The sequence below is a fragment of the Clostridium phoceensis genome (assembly GCF_001244495.1).
Classification (GTDB): domain Bacteria; phylum Bacillota; class Clostridia; order Oscillospirales; family Oscillospiraceae; genus Lawsonibacter; species Lawsonibacter asaccharolyticus.
Genome location: NZ_LN866273.1, coordinates 1 through 16,252 on the forward strand (window position 1 = coordinate 1; position 16,252 = coordinate 16,252).

Consider the following 16,252-nt stretch of genomic DNA (forward strand, 5'->3'; position numbering starts at 1 on the left):
GGACGGCGTCAACCAGTTCGGCCGGGCGGCGGGCCCCCCCGCGGTCCCCCCCACCCCACCCCGCCCCGGGCTGAATGCTGGTCTGACCCTGCGGCTCCTGCTGGAATCCTGCCGGGATGTTCCCCAGGCCCTGTTGCTGCTCCGGCAGCTCCCCGTCTCCTCCTGCCACACGCTGGTGCTGGCCGACCGGGCTGGGCGTATCGCCCTGGCGGAGTGTGCCCCGGAGCGCACCCAGATCCATTGTCCCGGGGAGACGGACGCCTTCGTCTGCTCCGTCAATTCCTTCCACCTCTCCGCCATGGCCCCCTTCCGCCGGCAGACAGACGACGACTGGCGGGCGGAAGAGCGCTATCTGACCCTCACCCGCTCCCTGGCCGCCTGGGGCCCGGAGCTCGACCTCCAAGCTGGACAGGACCTGCTCTCCGGCAGGATGGGCTTCCTGTGCCAGTATGACCGCAGGGAGGGCCGGGACACCGTCTGGTCCGTGCTCTATGACACGGCCTCCGGCACCCTCCTGCGTGCGGAGGGCAACCCCGGCCGCCTCCCCTTTCAGCCAGACTCCAGGCTCTCGTTTCGTTCCTGACCTCATACGGGGAGCGGCCCTCTGCCGCTCCCCGTCATCTTATTACGCTTGTCATCTTGCAAAGTATTATTATTTTTTTGCAAAGTTTACTTGACAATTTTGAGGTGACGTGATATGCTTGCCTCACCAAACGAAAGGAGCGCTGCTATGATGGACAAGGAAGACATTCTGAAGCGGAGCCGCCGCGAGAAGGACGAGGGCCTGACCTATGCCCAGGACCGGGGCCGGCAGTACGGCGTGGTGGGATTTCTGGTGCTGTTTCTCGTCATCATGATCTACAACATGGTCCGGGGGCTGGACAACTCCCTGCCCCTGACCCTGTTTTGGGCCTATCTCTCCTGCGAGGCCGCAGGCCGCTACTTTGCCCGGAAGGAAAAGAGCGTGCTGGCCACCGCAGTGCTGGCCGGACTGGCCTCCCTCTTCTCCCTGGTCTCCTACATCCTGGAGACCCTGCCGTGAGCCCGGCCAGACCGCTGGGGCCGGCCAGGCTGGTACTGACGCTGGCGCCCGCACCGTGATCAAAAAAGGGAGTGTGTATCAGATGGAAAAACAAGAGATCCTGGAGAAGAGCCGAATGGAAAATCAGCCCGGGGACGAGCGAGACCGGAGCATCCAACAGAAGTCCAACCAGGCGGCCTACTGCGCCATCCTGCTGGTGAACGCCGCTCTCATTACGATTCTGTTCCTGCAAAAGTTTTTTACTGGGACGGCTTTTGCCGACTACCGGGTGTTCTTCCTGGCGGTGGTGGTGAGCGCAGCGGGAAAGAACATGGCCCTCTATTTCTACTATCGCAGGCGGTCCTATCTGGTGTGGAGCGTGGTTTCGGTTCTGTGCAGCCTCTCCACCATCTTCCACATCGTTTTGGCTGGCATGGACTGGGTATAAAAGGAGGTAAGCATAATGCAAAAAGAGGAGATCCTGGCGAAAAGCCGGAAGGAAAACGCTGTTCAGGACGAGATGGAGCGCACTGTCCGCATCGAGGGGGAGTCCTTCAGCCTGATCCTGGTCTTTCTGGTGGGGGTAGTGATCGTGATCTTCAACCGGCTCCACGGCCTGCCTGCCAACAGTGTGCTGGCCATGTTCTGGGCCTCCTGTGTGGGCAACCGCCTCTACCGTCTCACCAAGCGGAGGAACACCTCCGACGTGGTGACGCTGCTGATCTCTCTTGCTTTTTTGGCCTGGAATCTGGTAAGATACTTCTCACAGGGATGGTGAGGACATGGATGAACAGCTGGTCTTGAAAAATCGCTTAAAGGTGGCCCGGGCGGAGCGCGGTCTGTCCCAGGGAGACCTGGCCAAGCTGGTGGGCGTGTCCCGCCAGACCATCAGCTCCATTGAGACCGGCCAGTTCAACCCCACCGCCAAGCTGGCCCTGGTGCTGTGCATCGCGCTGGACAAAAAATTTGAGGAGCTTTTCTATTTCTGAAATAAATTTTTCGAATTTTTGGTTTAATTTTTCTGTAATTTCTCGATATTAAACCATGTTATTATCTACCCGCAAAAATTATATAATATTGAATATACGCCGACCAGCTGGCAGCAATATGCTCGTTAACGGTCCGCACAGAATTTACCGGGCCCCGGAGATCGAATATCTCCGGGGCCCGGTTATACTGTCCTCATATTTTCTTTGATGGCAGGTAGAAGGCCGTCCCCTGGCGGGTCTCCATGCCCAGCTCCCCCTGGTCCATCAGATACTCCACGAACAGGCGGATGTTCCGCTCGTAGTACAGCGCCCGGCGGGGCCGCCGGGTGAGCAGGGAAAACCGGGTGCATACCGCCCGGCAGATCTGGCTGAAGTCCATGGGCTCTGTGATCAGGTCCCGGATCTCTCCGGCCCGGCGGCGCACCAGCTCCTGGTTGGCGTCGATGAGGGGGCCGATCTCTCTTCCGGCGCACACCCCCTTGTGAGCCATGATAAAGAAGTCGCAGTCCTCCAGCTCCCGCAGCCGCTCCCGGCTCTCCATGGCCAGCTGGATGGACAGGCCGTAAGGCAGCTTGGCGTCCAGCAGCGCCTGGGACATCAGGGCGTCCCCGGTGTAGCACACGTTGTCCGGGGTGACGGCACAGATGTGGCCGGAGGAGTGCCCCGGTGTGTGCAGGATGCGGAACATGGCTCCCGCCAGCCGGATGGGCCCGTCCACCGGTGGGAGGATCAGGTCCGGGACGTGCACCATCTCGCTCATCTCCTGCTCCGCCGCGTCGGGGGAGACCAGCAGCCGGTAGCATTTCAAATTCAGGATACTGCTGCACATCCCCGCCTCCGGGGCGGTGAGTGCCACGGGGAGGTGGTACTTCTCCTGAAAATACCGGTTATTGGCGCAGTGGTCCACATGGGCGTGGGAGCACAGGATGCCTGCCGGCTCCAGCCCCGCCTCCAGCAGGGTCTTCTCGATCTCCTCCCGCTCCTTGGCCAGCCCGCTGTCCAGAAGAACACACCGCCGGTCGTCCAGCAGGTACAGGGGGATCAGCTCGTTGGCCTCCAGCACCCAGGTGCTGCCCTTCACTTGTGTCAGCTTCATCTTCTTCTCCTTTGTCCTCACTTGCCCAGATAGACCATCAGCACCGCCACATCAGCGGGGGAGACGCCGGACACCCGGCTGGCCTGCCCCAGGTTTCGGGGCCGGATCTGGGCCAGCTTCTGCCGGGCCTCCAGCCGCAGGCCGCCAATGGCCTCATAGTCCAGGTCCGGCGGGAGAGGCCGGTCCTCCAGCTTCTTCATCTCCGCCACCTGCCGCAGCTGCCGGTCGATATAACCCTGATACTTGATGGTGATCTCCACCTCCCGGACAATCTCCCTGGGAAGGGGGGGGCGCTCCGGGTCGAAGGGAGCCAGCTCCTCATAGGTGATCCTGGGCCGGCGCAGCAGGTCGGCCAGCCGGGCCCCGTCCCGCACCGGAGGCTCCCCTTTCTCCGCCAGCAGGGTGTCCAAGGCAGCGGAGGGAGGTGTCCCGGCCCGCTCCAGCCGGGCAGCTTCCCGGTCCACCGCCTCATACTTGACCTGCACCGCCTCCGCCTGCTCCCGGCTCACCAGCCCCAGCCCGCGGCCGATGGGAGTCAGGCGGCGGTCGGCGTTGTCCTGGCGGTGGAGCAGCCGGTACTCGGTGCGGGAGGTCATCATGCGGTAGGGCTCGTTGGTCCCCTTAGTCACCAGGTCGTCGATGAGCACCCCGATGTATCCCTGATCCCGGCGGAGGATCAATGGCGGGCGGCCCAACAGCTTCAGGGCGGCGTTCACCCCCGCCACAAAGCCCTGCACCGCCGCCTCCTCATAGCCGGAGGAGCCGTTGAACTGTCCCGCTCCGTACAGTCCCGGCACCTGCTTGCTCTCCAGGGTGGCCTCCAGCTGGGTGGGGTCCACGCAGTCATATTCGATGGCATAGGCGCACCGGGTCATCTCCGCCCGCTCCAGCCCCGGAACGGTGTGCAGCATCTCCAGCTGCACCTCCTCAGGCAGAGAGGAGGAGAACCCCTGGATGTACAGCTCCTCCGTGTCCAGCCCCATGGGCTCCACGAAGAGCTGGTGGCGCTCCTTATCCGGGAAGCGGACCACCTTGGTCTCGATGGAGGGGCAGTACCGGGGCCCTACCCCCTCGATGGTGCCATCGTACAGGGGGGAGCGGTCCAGATTGGCCCGGATGATGTCGTGGGTGCGCTGGTTGGTGTAGGTCAGCCAGCAGACCGCCCGGTTCTCCGGCGGGCGCTCTGTCTGGAAGGAGAAGGCCAGCCCCTCCTCATCCCCAGGCTGCCGCTCCATGCGGGAGAAGTCCACACTGCGGGCATTGACCCGGGGGGGCGTGCCCGTCTTGAAGCGGCGGATGGTCAGGCCCAGCCCCGTCAGGCACGCTGTCAGGGGGACGGCGGCAGCCAGGCCGTCAGGCCCGGAGTCCCGGACCACCTCCCCCACGATGGTGCGTCCCCCCAGATAGGTCCCGGTGGCCACCACAGCCGCCTTGACCCGGTAGACCGCCCCGGTGTAAGTGACCACGCCGGACACCGCCCCTCCGTCTGTGAGAATGTCCACCACCTCGGACTGCTTCACCCACAGGTTTTCCTGGCGCTCCAGGGTGTGCTTCATCACCTTCTGATATTCCCGCCGGTCCGCCTGGGCCCGCAGGGACCAGACTGCCGGTCCCTTGCCCCGGTTGAGCAGGCGGTACTGGATGCAGGCCCGGTCGGCCGCCCGGCCCATCTCGCCCCCCAGGGCGTCCAGCTCCCGGACCAGATGGCCCTTACCGGTGCCGCCGATGGCCGGGTTGCAGGGCATGTTGCCCACCGCATCCAGGTTGATGGTGAAGCACGCCGTCCGCAGCCCCATTCTGGCGCAGGCCAGGGCGGCCTCAATGCCAGCGTGGCCCGCGCCGATGACGGCCACATCAAATTCTCCTGCGTCGTATCGTGTCATCGCTCTTTCTCGTCTCCCCGGCAGGCGGCGTGGATGATCCTCTGCCGCCTGCTCTGTGCATTTCGGGTCATTGTAACACAAAATCGGCCCACGCGCAAGGAAAAGGCCCGGTCTCGCCCCGCCTCAGCCTACCAGGTCCGCTGCCGCGGCGTGGCTGAGGATATAGAATTCCCCTTGTCTGGGCCTCCCATACCGCTTGTTTTCCTTGACTTTTCCCGGTTCTGTTTATAAAATGGATGGGACACATTGATCTGATGCCCGGCCCTGCGGGGCCGCGCCAGTTTTTAGTTTGATGATAAAGGACGGATCTAGAATGGCCAATGACAAGAAGAAGCAGGTGGAGCAGATCACCGACATGGAGGTGGACTTCGCCCAGTGGTACACCGACGTGTGCAAGAAGGCGGAGCTGATCGACTACTCCTCCATCAAGGGCATGTTCATCTACCGCCCCTATGGCTATGCCATCTGGGAGAACATCCAGCGGGAGATGGACCGTCGGTTCAAGGAGACCGGCCACGAGAACGTGTATCTGCCCATGCTGATCCCCGAGTCCCTGCTCCAGAAGGAGAAGGACCATGTGGAGGGCTTTGCCCCTGAGTGCGCCTGGGTCACCTACGGCGGCAGCGAGAAGCTGGAGGAGCGCTACTGCATCCGTCCCACCTCTGAGACCCTGTTCTGTGAGCACTATAAAAACATTATCCACTCCCACCGGGACCTGCCCAAGCTGTACAACCAGTGGTGCTCTGTCCTGCGCTGGGAGAAGACCAGCCGCCCCTTCCTGCGCCACCGGGAGTTCCTGTGGCAGGAGGGCCACACCATGCACGCCACCGAGGAGGAGGCCCGGGAGGAGACCATGCGGATGCTGAACCTCTACGCCGACTTCATGGAGAATGTGCTGGCCATGCCCGTGGTCCGGGGCCGCAAGACAGATAAGGAGAAATTCAATGGCGCGGAGGAGACTTATACCGTGGAGTGCATGATGCATGATCGGAAGGCCCTCCAGGCGGGCACCAGCCACTACTTTGGTGACGGCTTCGCCCGGGCCTTTGACATCACCTTCACCGGCAGGGACAACCAGCTCCACTACCCCCACCAGACCTCCTGGGGGGTGTCCACCCGGATGATCGGCGGCATCATCATGACCCACGGGGACAACAACGGCCTGGTCCTGCCCCCCCGCATCGCCCCCATCCAGGCCATCGTCATCCCCGTGGCCCAGCACAAGGAGGGCGTGCTGGACGCCGCCGCCGCCCTGCTGAACCGCCTGAAAGCGGCGGGCATCCGGGCCCAGATGGATGACAGCGACCAGTCCATGGGCTGGAAGGCCGCCCAGTACGAGATGAAAGGCGTCCCCCTGCGTGTGGAGATCGGCCCCAAGGACATGGAGAAGGGCCAGTGCTGCATCTGCCGCCGGGACTCCGGCGAGAAGGTCTTCGTCCCCCTGGCAGAGCTGGAGGCTAAGGTTCAGGAGCTGCTGGACGCGGTCCACGACGGACTGTTCCAGCGGGCTAAACAGAATCTGGAGGACCACACCAAGGTGTGCCGCACCCTGGACGAAGTCAAGTCCTTCATGGAGGGCGAGGGCGGCTTCGCCAAGACCATGTGGTGCGGTGAGCTGGAGTGTGAGCTGAAGATGAAGGAGCAGGCCGGGGTCACCTCCCGGTGCATGCCCCTCAAGCAGGAGGCAGTGGGCGACACCTGCGTCTGCTGCGGCAAGCCCGCCAAGCACATGATCTACTGGGGCGTGGCATATTGACCTTTGATGGATGAAATATGGAAGGGCTCCGGCAGTCAGAAGCTGCCGGAGCCCTTTTTGTATCCCCGCCTCTTCCCAATGCCATTCGGAGGCCGGCCTGCATCTGCGGCTCTGCTGTTGCTCCAGGTGCTCATATAGGGAAGCACCGCCCCGCGGGATGGTCTTTGAATTCTGCTCTCTGGTCCACTCCTCATCTGGCCGTGTTCCCGCATCTGGTGCTCTTCCTATGTGCTGCGGACGGGACGGCCCTCTGTCAGAAGCGGAGGGGCCTCCGGTGCGGCAGGGGCTGTTTCCCCGATCTTATTCCCCCGCCGCTCCGTACAGCTCCCCCACCTCTGTCCCGGTGTAGTACCAGGTGAGGATCTCCTCGAAATCGCTCCCCTCCCTAGCCATGGCATTGGCCCCGTACTGGCTCATGCCCACCCCGTGTCCGTAGCCGGTGACGTCAAAGGTGAAGGCTTCCCCGTCCCAGGATACGGAAAAGCTGGCGGAGCGGAGCCCGAACAGAGTCCGCACCTCGCTCCCGGTGAGGGTGACGCCTCCCAGATCCACGGAGGCCACTCCGCCGGCTGAATTTTCTACCGGCTGCGAGAACCACCCCGAGGGGTCCCCGGACAGGTCCGCCCCCGGATACTGTGCCAGCGCCGCCGTCCTGACCTCTTCCGCCGTCAGGACCACCTGACTGTGGTAGTTGGGCACCTCCTCCCCCTCCGGGCTCTCCACTCCCACCAGATAGTCCACCGAATTCCCCCATGCCTCCACTGCCCCCACCGTCCGGCCTGCAGCGGAGGAAAAAAACACCGCCTGGATGGGCGCCCCGTTATAGAGCACCCCCAGTCCATCGGTCTCCTCCACGGCCCGCTGGATCTTTCCGCTGTACAGTTCCGCATTGGCCCCCCAGCGGGCCTCCGCCTCCGCCCGGTCCAGATACGCCTGGCAGCAGCCGCTGTCATCGCAGATCTGGGCGTCCGGGTGCCGGGGGCTGGATGCCTCCTGAAGGGTGACCGTATAGGTACGGGCGGCGCAGGCCTGTGCCTTCAGGGCCTCCTCCTCAAAGGAAGCGGGCATCTCCGCTGCCACCACCCCCCACAGGTACTCCTCCATGGTCAGCTCCTCCACTGTCCCGTCCGATCGGCTCAGCCGCACTACCCGCCCCCGGTCCTGGCTGGCGGCCGAGACGCTGGACGGCGTCCGATGGAGGGGCAGTGTTCCCTGGGGCAGAAGCTCCTGGGAAAATTCCCCCTGCCGCACCAGCAGGGCGGGCATCAGGAACAGGACCAGAGCCAGGGCCACCCCCGCTCCGGCCGTCCGGCCCAGATCCTTCCGCATCCTCCGCCCCCTGGCGGCGTCTCGCCCCTGGAATCTCATGTCCCGCCCTCCCGCCTTTCCCCTGATCGCTCTCACACCCTCCAGATTATGCATGTCCCACCCCAAACATGCGCAAAAAGAGATCACCGGACGGCTCTCCCGACCGGTGATCTCTTTCTCGTTCTATCTTCAGGCCCGCTCCCGCCCCGCACGGGAAGACAGCCGCTCCAGCCGCTCGGCCGGGATCATTCCCCTGAAATAGGGCACCTGAGGCATTGCGGACAGCATCAGGGAGCCCAGAGCATAGCAGGCGATCAGCTCACCCAGCCCCACCGTCACGGCGTTGAAGCCGAATGCCGTCCAAAACGCGGGAGTGATGCCGGTCTCCGCCCAGGCGATCTCCGCCCCCACGATCACTGCGTTGCACAGCACGGGGGGCAGGGGTGCCAGCCATCGGCTGGTCATCCGGCTGGTCCACAGGCAGGCCAGCAGGGTGGCCATGGACCCGAACACCACATCCAGCACGAAGGGGGAAAACAGGTTGGCGATGATGCACCCCACAAACAGCCCCGGCGTGGCGGCGGGGAACAGGAACGGGAGCACGGTGAGGGCCTCGGCGAACCGGATCTGGACCGCTCCGTACTGGGGCACGGGCAGAGTGATGGTGAGCGCTGCGTAGACAGCGGCCAGGACAGCGGCCAGGGTCAGGTCTCGGGTGGTAAATTTGCGCATAAAAAAACCTCCATTTTCTTTTTTAGAGAACGAGAGGCAGGGCCTCCCGAACGAACACGGCGCGTCTCACGACCGTGCTTGGACGAGATGTGGGAACTCGTCCCCGGCATCATACCACAGCCCGCTTCCCCTGTAAAGAAAAATTTTGCCCCCGGTCGTTCGCCTACTGTAGGAGTACAATACATGCTGGACAGATGAATAAAAAGGATGGAGGACAATGCCTCATCGGTTAAAGTTGAAGTCGTGGACAACAACTCAACGAGAGAGGGAGGAAGGTCGGGACAGACTCGGCTTTTCTTTCCCGGGCGGCTGTGATATAATGTTATGTTACAGACCAGAGGAGGTGAGGCGCATGGAGCGCGGGAGCGGACACAACGACAAGCTGGACCTGTGGAAATGTGTCGCCATTTACAGCGTCATCTTTATCCATATCCTCCTTCCGGGACAGATCGGGGTGGCGGTGAACTGCCTGGCCCGGTTCGCGGTCCCGCTGTTTTTCCTCTCCGCCGGCTTTTTCAGCTGGCGCAGTCCGCCCCGTGTGCTGGCCCGCCGGACGGTCCGCACCGCCGGCCTGCTGCTCTTCGCCTGCCTCGCCCTGCTGGGTCTTGGGTGCGCCATGGCCAGACACGGCGGTGCCTCCATGGGTGCCTACCTTCTGGGGCGCTTTACCTGGGCCAACGCAGCATCGCTGGTACTGTGGCAGCTCTTTCCCCTGCCCTACTCCTGGCCGCTGTGGTTTCTGGCCGCGCTGCTGATGATCTACCTGATGTGGTGGGGCCTCACCGCGCTGCTCCGGGGCCGCCTGCCCCACCGCCTGCTGGCCGTCCTGGCCCTGGGCCTGCTGGCCGTCCACCTGGTTCTGGGGGAGGGCCGGAGCCTCCAGGGGCTGGCAGTGGACAGCGTGCGCATCCGAAACGTGTGGCTGGACGGCCTGCCCTTCTTCCTCCTGGGCACCTGGACGGGATCGCAGCGGGAGCGGATCGAGGCCCTGCGGCCGGGCTGGCTCTGGCTGGGGGCGGCGGCGGGGTCCCTTCTGGCGCTGTGGGAGCGTAGCCGCACGGAATTCCTGGACCTCCATGTGGGGACGGTGCTGGCCGCGGTGTGCGTGATGGCGGCCTGTGTGGCCGGTCCGGCGGTGAAAAGCCCGGTGCTGAGGAGGACCGCCTGCCGCTGCGGGCGGGAGCTGACCTTTTATATCTTTGCCTTTCATGTGCCCATCTACGGGGTGATGAAGGAGTGGAGCGACACTGTGCCGGGCTTTGCCTGGGCCATGGAGCGGAGCTGGCTGCTCCCCTTCCTGGTGGCGGTGCTCTCCACACTGCTGGCCATTGGCCTGAATGGGGGCGCGGCCTGGCTGCGCCGCCGGATCAGAGGAGGGACTTATGAAGATCATTGACGCGCACCTGCACATCTTTCCGTCCGAGCCGGGGACCGATGCCATGGCCCGTGGGGTGGGGCACGAGAACTCGGTGGAGCATCTCCGGCAGGTCTATGGGGAGCTGGAGATCGTCCACGGGGTGGTGATGGGCAACCGCAGCCTGGAGACCGGCTTCCACAACTACCCCCGGGACCTGTTCCACTACTGCGTGGGGCTGGACAGCCTGGTGCTCCGCCGGGGGAGCCACATCCCGGAGGACCTGCCCGACCAGGTGGAGGAGCATCTGAAGCGGGAGAACTGCTGCGGCGTGAAGCTCTACCCCGGGTACAACCGGATCTGGCTGTCCGATCCGGTGTACGAGCCCGTCTACCGTCTGGCGGAGCGGTATGACAAGCCGGTAGCGGTCCATATGGGGCTCACCGCCCACCCCCGGGCCCACCTGAAGTACAGCCACCCCCTGGCGCTGGACGAGGCGGCGGCGGACTTCCCCAGGACCCGGTTCGTCATGTGCCACTTCGGCAACCCCTTCCTGGAGGCGGCCGCGGCGGTGCTGGAGAAGAACCCCAACGTGTGCGCTGACCTGTCCGGGCTGCTGGAGGGGCGTGCGGACCTGGACCGCTACTTTGTGGAGCGGGCCGGATACGTGGGGCTGCTGCGCACCTGGATGGACTATCTGGGCTGCTGGGACCGCTTCCTGTACGGCACCGACTGGCCCATCGTCAATCTGGCGGAATACCGGGACTACGTCACCCGCATCGTGCCGGAGGAGCGCCGCCCCGCCGTCTTCTTTGACAACGCCAACCGGGTCTATGGGCTGGGGCTTTGACTCAAAATCCAGAAAAGAAAGGCAAGTGACTCCTGTGGAGGAGAGAGGATCAAATGTGCTGGGGACGGCACCCATCGGCCGTCTGATGCTGAAGCTGGCCGTACCAGCGGTGGCCGCCCAGTTCATCAACATGCTGTACAACATCGTGGACCGCATCTACATCGGCCACATCCCCGAGGTGGGGGACCTGGCACTGACCGGGGTGGGGGTGACCTTTCCCATCATTACGCTGGTGTCCGCCTTTGCCGCCTTTGCCGGGCAGGGAGGCGCGCCGCTGGCCGCCATCCAGCTGGGGGCGGGAAAAAAGGACCAGGCGGAGCGGATCCTGGGCAACTCTCTGGCCCTTCTGCTGATGACCGCCGCAGTGCTGACGGTGGGCTTCAGCGCCTTCAAGGAGCCCATCCTGCGGGCCTTCGGCGCCTCGGACGCCACCATTGGCTATGCCTCCAGCTACATCGGCATCTATCTGCTGGGCACGGTCTTCGTCCAGCTGGCCCTGGGCCTGAACACCTTCATCAGCGCACAGGGGAAAGCGATGACCGCCATGCTCAGCGTGCTCATCGGCGCGGTGCTGAATATCGTACTGGACCCCATCTTTATTTTTGTTTTCCAGTGGGGGGTAAGGGGTGCGGCCCTGGCCACCATCCTGTCCCAGGCGGTGAGCGCCTGTTGGGTGCTTGCCTTCCTTTGCTGTCCCCACAGCATCCTGCGCATCCGCCGCGCCTATGTCCGGCCTGACCCCAGAGTGATGGGGAAGATCGCCGGCCTGGGGGTGGCACCCTTTATCATGCAGTCCACCGAGAGCCTGGTGACCGTGGTCCTGAACACCGGGATGCAGACCTACGGCGGGGACCTGTATGTAGGCTCCATCACCATCATCCAGTCCATTATGCAGATGATCGTCATGCCCACCCAGGGCATCACCCAGGGGGTCCAGCCCATTATGAGCTACAACTACGGGGCCAAGAACTACCGGCGGGTCCGGCAGACCTTCAAGCGGCTGCTGGCCGTCACCATGACGGTCACCTGCTCCGCCTTTGTCATGGTGGCCCTGATCCCGGGGGTGCTGGCCCGTATCTTCACCCCTGAGCAGGAGCTGATCCAGCTGGTGTCCCGGGTCATGCCCCTCTTCTTCGGGGGCATCTGGGCCTTCGGCGCCCAGATGGCCTGCCAGAGCACCTTCATGGCCCTTGGTCAGGCCAGGACCAGCCTGTTCCTGGCCCTGCTGCGGAAGGTGATCCTGCTGGTGCCCCTGGCCCTCATCCTGCCCAGAGTCACCGGCAGCGTCATGGGGATCTATGCGGCCGAGCCTATCGCCGACATCCTGGCCAGTGCCACCACCCTGACTTTGTTCCTCTCTCAGCGGAAAAAGCTGCTGCCCACCGAGAAGGACGCTCCGAAGGGCTGAGGGGCGAGACGGGCCGCTGTGGCAGAAGGCCCCACGGTCCCGGTCATGACAATTTGACAGACCGGCCGGAGGGGAGCGGGGAAAAGATTGTGAAAAAAAGCTCTATCCCAAAGGGGGGCGGACCGCTATAATATTGCAGTCCAGGAGACGGGCGCAGGCGCCCCGCTCCGCATCAGAAGGAGGGACCCCCTATGACCCGCGATCTCACCACCGGCAGCCCCATGCGGCTGATCGCCGGCTTCACCCTGCCCACGCTGCTGGGCCTGTTGTTCCAGCAGCTCTACAATCTGGTGGATACCATGATCGTGGGCAAACTGCTGGGGTCTGCCGCGCTGGCGGCGGTGGGCTCCACCGGCTCCATCAGTTTTCTGGTCATCGGCTTCTGCATGGGCATCTGCAACGGTTTCGCCATCCCGGTAGCTCAGCGCATTGGGGCGGGAGAGCCCTCCAAAATGCGCCGATACGTAGCCAACGCCGCCTATCTGGGGGCGGGCATCGCCGTGGTGCTCACCGCAGCCACCGGCCTGCTGTGCCGTACGATCCTGACCGCCATGCAGACGCCGGAGGAGATCTTCGCGGATGCGTACAGTTATATCTTCGTGATCTTCATGGGTATCCCGGCCTCCATCCTCTACAACCTGCTGGCTGCCATCATGCGCTCTCTGGGGGACAGCAAGACGCCGGTCTATTTCCTGGCCCTGGCCTCCATCCTGAATATCGGCCTGGATTTCGCTTTCATTCTGCTCTTCCGTGCGGGAGTGGCGGGGGCGGCCATCGCCACCGTGCTCTCCCAGGCTCTGTCCGGCCTGGCCTGTCTGGCTTTCATGGTCAGGCGCTTCCCCATCCTGCGCATGCAGGGGGCGGAGAAGCGGTTTGACCTCCACTCCGCCAAGGTTCTGTGCTGGATGGGCATCCCCATGGGCCTCCAATACTCCATCACCGCCGTCGGCTCCATCATCCTCCAGTCCGCCGTCAACGGCCTGGGAACTGCCGCTATCGCCTCGGTGGCCGCCGGAGCCAAGCTGTTCCAGCTGATCTGCTGCCCCTATGACGCCATGGGCTCCTCTATGGCCACCTACTGCGGCCAGAACGTGGGGGCCTGCAAGCTGGACCGGCTGGGACAGGGGATGCGGGCCTGCGCCTGGCTGGGGCTGGGCTATGCCGTGCTGGCCGTGGGGGCCATGCTGCTCTTCGCTCCCCAGTGCGCCATGCTGTTCCTGAACCAGGATGAGGCCGATCTTGCCCGGCTTGTGTCCCTCACCAGCCAGTATATCACTACCCTCACCGCTTTCTTCTTCCCCCTGGCCCTGGTCAATATCGTGCGCTTCTCCATCCAGGGGATGGGCTTCAGTCAGCTGGCCATCCTGGCGGGGGTGCTCGAGATGGCCGCCCGGACGGTGATGGGCCAGGTCTTCGTCCCCCTGTTCGGCTTCACCGCCGCCTGCTTTGCCTCCCCGGTGGCCTGGATCAGCGCCGATCTGTTCCTGATCCCCGCCGCCATCCTCTGCATCCGCCATCTGCGGAAGCTGTATCCCGATCAGACCGAGGAGGCCGCCCTCCGCCCCGTCCGCGCGGAAGGACCGTAACCCCATTGACACAGAGGGCCCAGGCGCAAAAGCGCCTGGGCCTTTCCATTTGTCAAAAAAGTCCGCCCGTACGGCTGTTTCCGAAATGCGGATCACCTGGGATCGGACGGGGAGGCGTCCAAGGGGAAGGAGACCAGGGCGGTGAAGAGGTCGGCCTGGGTCTCTACCTGGAACTGACCGCCGCAGGCCTGGACAAAGCTGGAGGCAATGGACAGGCCCAGCCCGCTGCCGCCGTCGGTACGGCTCTCGTCCCCCCGGACGAAGCGCTGGGTGTAGTCCAGGCCGGGACGGAGTTCTGCGGCAGAGGTGTTGCGCAGGGCGGCCACCGCCTGTCCCTCCTCCACCGTGAGGGTCAGGTACACCCGGGAACCGGCCAGGGAGTATTTCAAGGCGTTGCCCAGCAGATTCTGGAACACCCGGTAGAGGCGGTCACTGTCCCCCTGGATGAGCACCGAGTGGTCGGGGAGCTGGGTGCGCAGCTGCAGCCCGCTCTCCTGGATGGGCTGGTCCATATCCGCCAGGGTCTGGCGGAGCAGGCGGGCCAGGTCCAGCCGTTTGAGGCTCACCGGCAGCTGGCCGGAGGCCGCCTTGCTCACCTCGAACACATCCTGCACCATCCCCTTCAGCCGCTGGGCCTTTTGGGAGAGGATGGTCACATACTCCCCGGCAGGGGGCTCCAGATGTTCCTGCTCCAGCAGCTCGGCATAACTGATAATAGAGGTGAGGGGGGTCTTCAGGTCATGGGACACATTGGTGACCAGCTCCACCTTCATCCGCTCGCTGCGGGTGCGCTCCTCCATGGCGGCCTGGAGCCCCTGCTGGATGTGGTTCAGGTCATCCGCCGCCTGGGACAGGTCGTGGTCCCGGGGCAGTTCCAGGGGGCGGGCCAGCTCCCCCGCCCGGACGGCGGCGATCTGACCGGTGAGCGCCCCCAGATCCCCCCACAGCCGGCGCTGGCGGAACAGGAATGCCGCTGTCACAGCAGCGAGCAGAAGGGGCGGCAGACAGAGGAGCCAGGCCGTCTCCAGCCGGACGGAGCCCCAGGACCAGCTGGAGCACCAGATCAGCAGACCGGCTGTGACGCAGTTCAGCAGCAGACAGGACAGGGAGACCAGGCCGGCGGAGCGGCTGAGCCGCTTCTGGACAGGGAGCTCCAGCTCCCGGGCGGCCAGCATCCCCAGCACTCCGTGCCGCCATGCCTGCCTGTTGTACCGCAGGTCGTTGAATACCAGCAGGTACAGAGCCAGGAAGGCCAGAACAGCGGCGGCGGGACGGGTGCCCAGCGCCTGAAGGAAATCGAAGAGCACGTCCGGCCCTTCCCCCGTTCCATACACATGGGTCTCTGCCTGGGACTGAACCACATCCCCGCTGTAAGAATAGAGGGCGACGGCCCCCGTGTCCCACTGTGCGGAGCCGCTGCTGGCGGTGGAAGAGGCCGCTGTATAGGACGCGACGGGTGTTTCGGAGGACCAACTGCTCAACTCCCCCCAGGGGAGGAGGAGCAGCGCCAGAAGGGCCAGGAGCACCTTGACCTCGAACCAGATCCGGCCGGTCCCCCGGGCCAGGAAGCGGTCCGCCCTGGCCTTGTCCCGGCGCAGGACCAGAGCCAGGGCCAGCAGCAGCGCACCGCCCCCCAGCATCCCCCACTCTGTCAGCAGCTCCCGGCGGTACTGCGCCAGGTTCTGGACCAGGTCATAGAGCTGGGAGGTGCAGATATCCGCGCCGGAGCCCAGATAATTCCCGTAGACCATAGGCTTTGGATCTGACGCCGCGGCCAGATAGACCTGGATGTTTCTGGCATCCGCATCCATGGGGAAGTTCTCATAGCCTGGGACGAACCACAGGTCGTCCTCGGTGTACCAGCCGTCCCCATATACATCCAGTTCCCGGCCGTCCTGGGTAATGGACACCATTCCGTCCTCACAGCGCAGCGCGAAGCGGTACCCCTCCGGCGGCTGGCCGGAGGAGAGGAAGCCGCCGTCCGAGGTGTTGGTGTACAGGACACTGCCCCGCCGCGCCACGGCGTAGAGCAGGTTCTTGTCCCCCTCCAGGCCATCCAGGAGCTCCTTCCCGTAGTCGCCTCCGGAGGTGTACTCCCAGGTCCCCGCGGTGAGACAGGCGTCCAGCCAGTTGCAGATGATAGTTCGGAAGGCGGCGGTGTCCTGCCAGTCCTCCTCCAGGCTGTCCCTGGCCCACCGGGCGCCCAGCTCCGTGGACCACCAGCCGTACTGGCCCAATCCGCCGGCCAGCAGGCTGGCTCTTATCCCCA

Annotated in this window: 15 protein-coding genes; 10 read left to right on the forward strand and 5 right to left on the reverse strand. The window is 64.3% G+C overall.

Translation table 11 applies throughout. From position 1 onward, the window contains the following. From BN1969_RS00360 to BN1969_RS00380, 5 genes are all read left to right on the forward strand, one after another. The coding region (locus BN1969_RS00360) for a C45 family autoproteolytic acyltransferase/hydrolase (RefSeq protein WP_242850251.1) at positions 1-583 on the forward strand (583 nt) is incomplete at its 5' end. Positions 584-730: 147 nt separating this feature from the next. Next, on the forward strand, positions 731-1,042 hold the full coding sequence (locus BN1969_RS00365) for a DUF6442 family protein (protein ID WP_050622476.1): 312 nt from the start codon (positions 731-733) through the stop codon (positions 1,040-1,042). Positions 1,043-1,124: 82 nt separating this feature from the next. Beyond that, positions 1,125-1,469, forward strand: coding sequence for a DUF6442 family protein (locus BN1969_RS00370; RefSeq protein ID WP_050622477.1), 345 nt, complete (start codon positions 1,125-1,127; stop codon positions 1,467-1,469). 15 nt (positions 1,470-1,484) lie between these two features. Next, a complete protein-coding gene (locus tag BN1969_RS00375; RefSeq protein WP_050622478.1) occupies positions 1,485-1,799 on the forward strand; it encodes a DUF6442 family protein in 315 nt (104 codons plus the stop codon). 4 nt (positions 1,800-1,803) lie between these two features. Beyond that, positions 1,804-2,010, forward strand: a complete 207-nt coding sequence (locus BN1969_RS00380) for a helix-turn-helix transcriptional regulator (protein WP_050622479.1) — start codon at positions 1,804-1,806, stop codon at positions 2,008-2,010. A 193-nt stretch (positions 2,011-2,203) separates the two neighbouring features. Here BN1969_RS00380 and BN1969_RS00385 read toward each other — a convergent pair whose 3' ends face one another. Both BN1969_RS00385 and mnmG read right to left on the reverse strand, forming a co-directional pair. After that, complete coding sequence (locus BN1969_RS00385) at positions 2,204-3,106, reverse strand: MBL fold metallo-hydrolase (protein WP_050622480.1); 903 nt, start codon at positions 3,104-3,106, stop codon at positions 2,204-2,206. Between the two features lie 17 nt (positions 3,107-3,123). After that, complete coding sequence (gene mnmG / locus BN1969_RS00390) at positions 3,124-4,989, reverse strand: tRNA uridine-5-carboxymethylaminomethyl(34) synthesis enzyme MnmG (RefSeq protein ID WP_050622481.1); 1,866 nt, start codon at positions 4,987-4,989, stop codon at positions 3,124-3,126. Between the two features lie 313 nt (positions 4,990-5,302). Here mnmG and proS point away from each other — a divergent pair, with 313 nt between their 5' ends. Next, complete coding sequence (gene proS, locus BN1969_RS00395; protein ID WP_050622482.1) at positions 5,303-6,745, forward strand: proline--tRNA ligase; 1,443 nt, start codon at positions 5,303-5,305, stop codon at positions 6,743-6,745. Positions 6,746-7,045: 300 nt separating this feature from the next. Here proS and spoIID read toward each other — a convergent pair whose 3' ends face one another. Both spoIID and BN1969_RS00405 read right to left on the reverse strand, forming a co-directional pair. Further along, entirely contained in the window at positions 7,046-8,113 is a 1,068-nt protein-coding gene (spoIID, locus tag BN1969_RS00400) for a stage II sporulation protein D (RefSeq protein ID WP_242850252.1), read from the reverse strand. 129 nt (positions 8,114-8,242) lie between these two features. Then, positions 8,243-8,785 (reverse strand): QueT transporter family protein, encoded by a 543-nt coding sequence (locus BN1969_RS00405; RefSeq protein ID WP_050622484.1) that lies wholly within the window; start codon positions 8,783-8,785, stop codon positions 8,243-8,245. 352 nt (positions 8,786-9,137) lie between these two features. Here BN1969_RS00405 and BN1969_RS00410 point away from each other — a divergent pair, with 352 nt between their 5' ends. The 4 genes from BN1969_RS00410 (at position 9,138) to BN1969_RS00425 (ending at position 13,983) form a co-directional block, all read left to right on the forward strand. After that, positions 9,138-10,181: an acyltransferase family protein gene (locus BN1969_RS00410; RefSeq protein WP_050622485.1), complete on the forward strand. Its 1,044-nt coding sequence runs from the start codon at positions 9,138-9,140 to the stop codon at positions 10,179-10,181. Continuing rightward, positions 10,168-10,989: an amidohydrolase family protein gene (locus BN1969_RS00415; RefSeq protein ID WP_050622486.1), complete on the forward strand. Its 822-nt coding sequence runs from the start codon at positions 10,168-10,170 to the stop codon at positions 10,987-10,989. The genes BN1969_RS00410 and BN1969_RS00415 overlap by 14 nt, the downstream gene beginning before the upstream one ends. An 85-nt stretch (positions 10,990-11,074) precedes the next feature. Further along, positions 11,075-12,397, forward strand: coding sequence for an MATE family efflux transporter (locus BN1969_RS00420; protein WP_050622566.1), 1,323 nt, complete (start codon positions 11,075-11,077; stop codon positions 12,395-12,397). A 191-nt stretch (positions 12,398-12,588) separates the two neighbouring features. After that, entirely contained in the window at positions 12,589-13,983 is a 1,395-nt protein-coding gene (locus BN1969_RS00425; protein WP_050622487.1) for an MATE family efflux transporter, read from the forward strand. 92 nt (positions 13,984-14,075) lie between these two features. Here the strand turns inward: BN1969_RS00425 and BN1969_RS00430 are convergent. Beyond that, positions 14,076-16,252 (reverse strand): histidine kinase dimerization/phospho-acceptor domain-containing protein (locus BN1969_RS00430; RefSeq protein ID WP_050622488.1); only part of this gene is annotated, 2,177 nt, incomplete at its 5' end.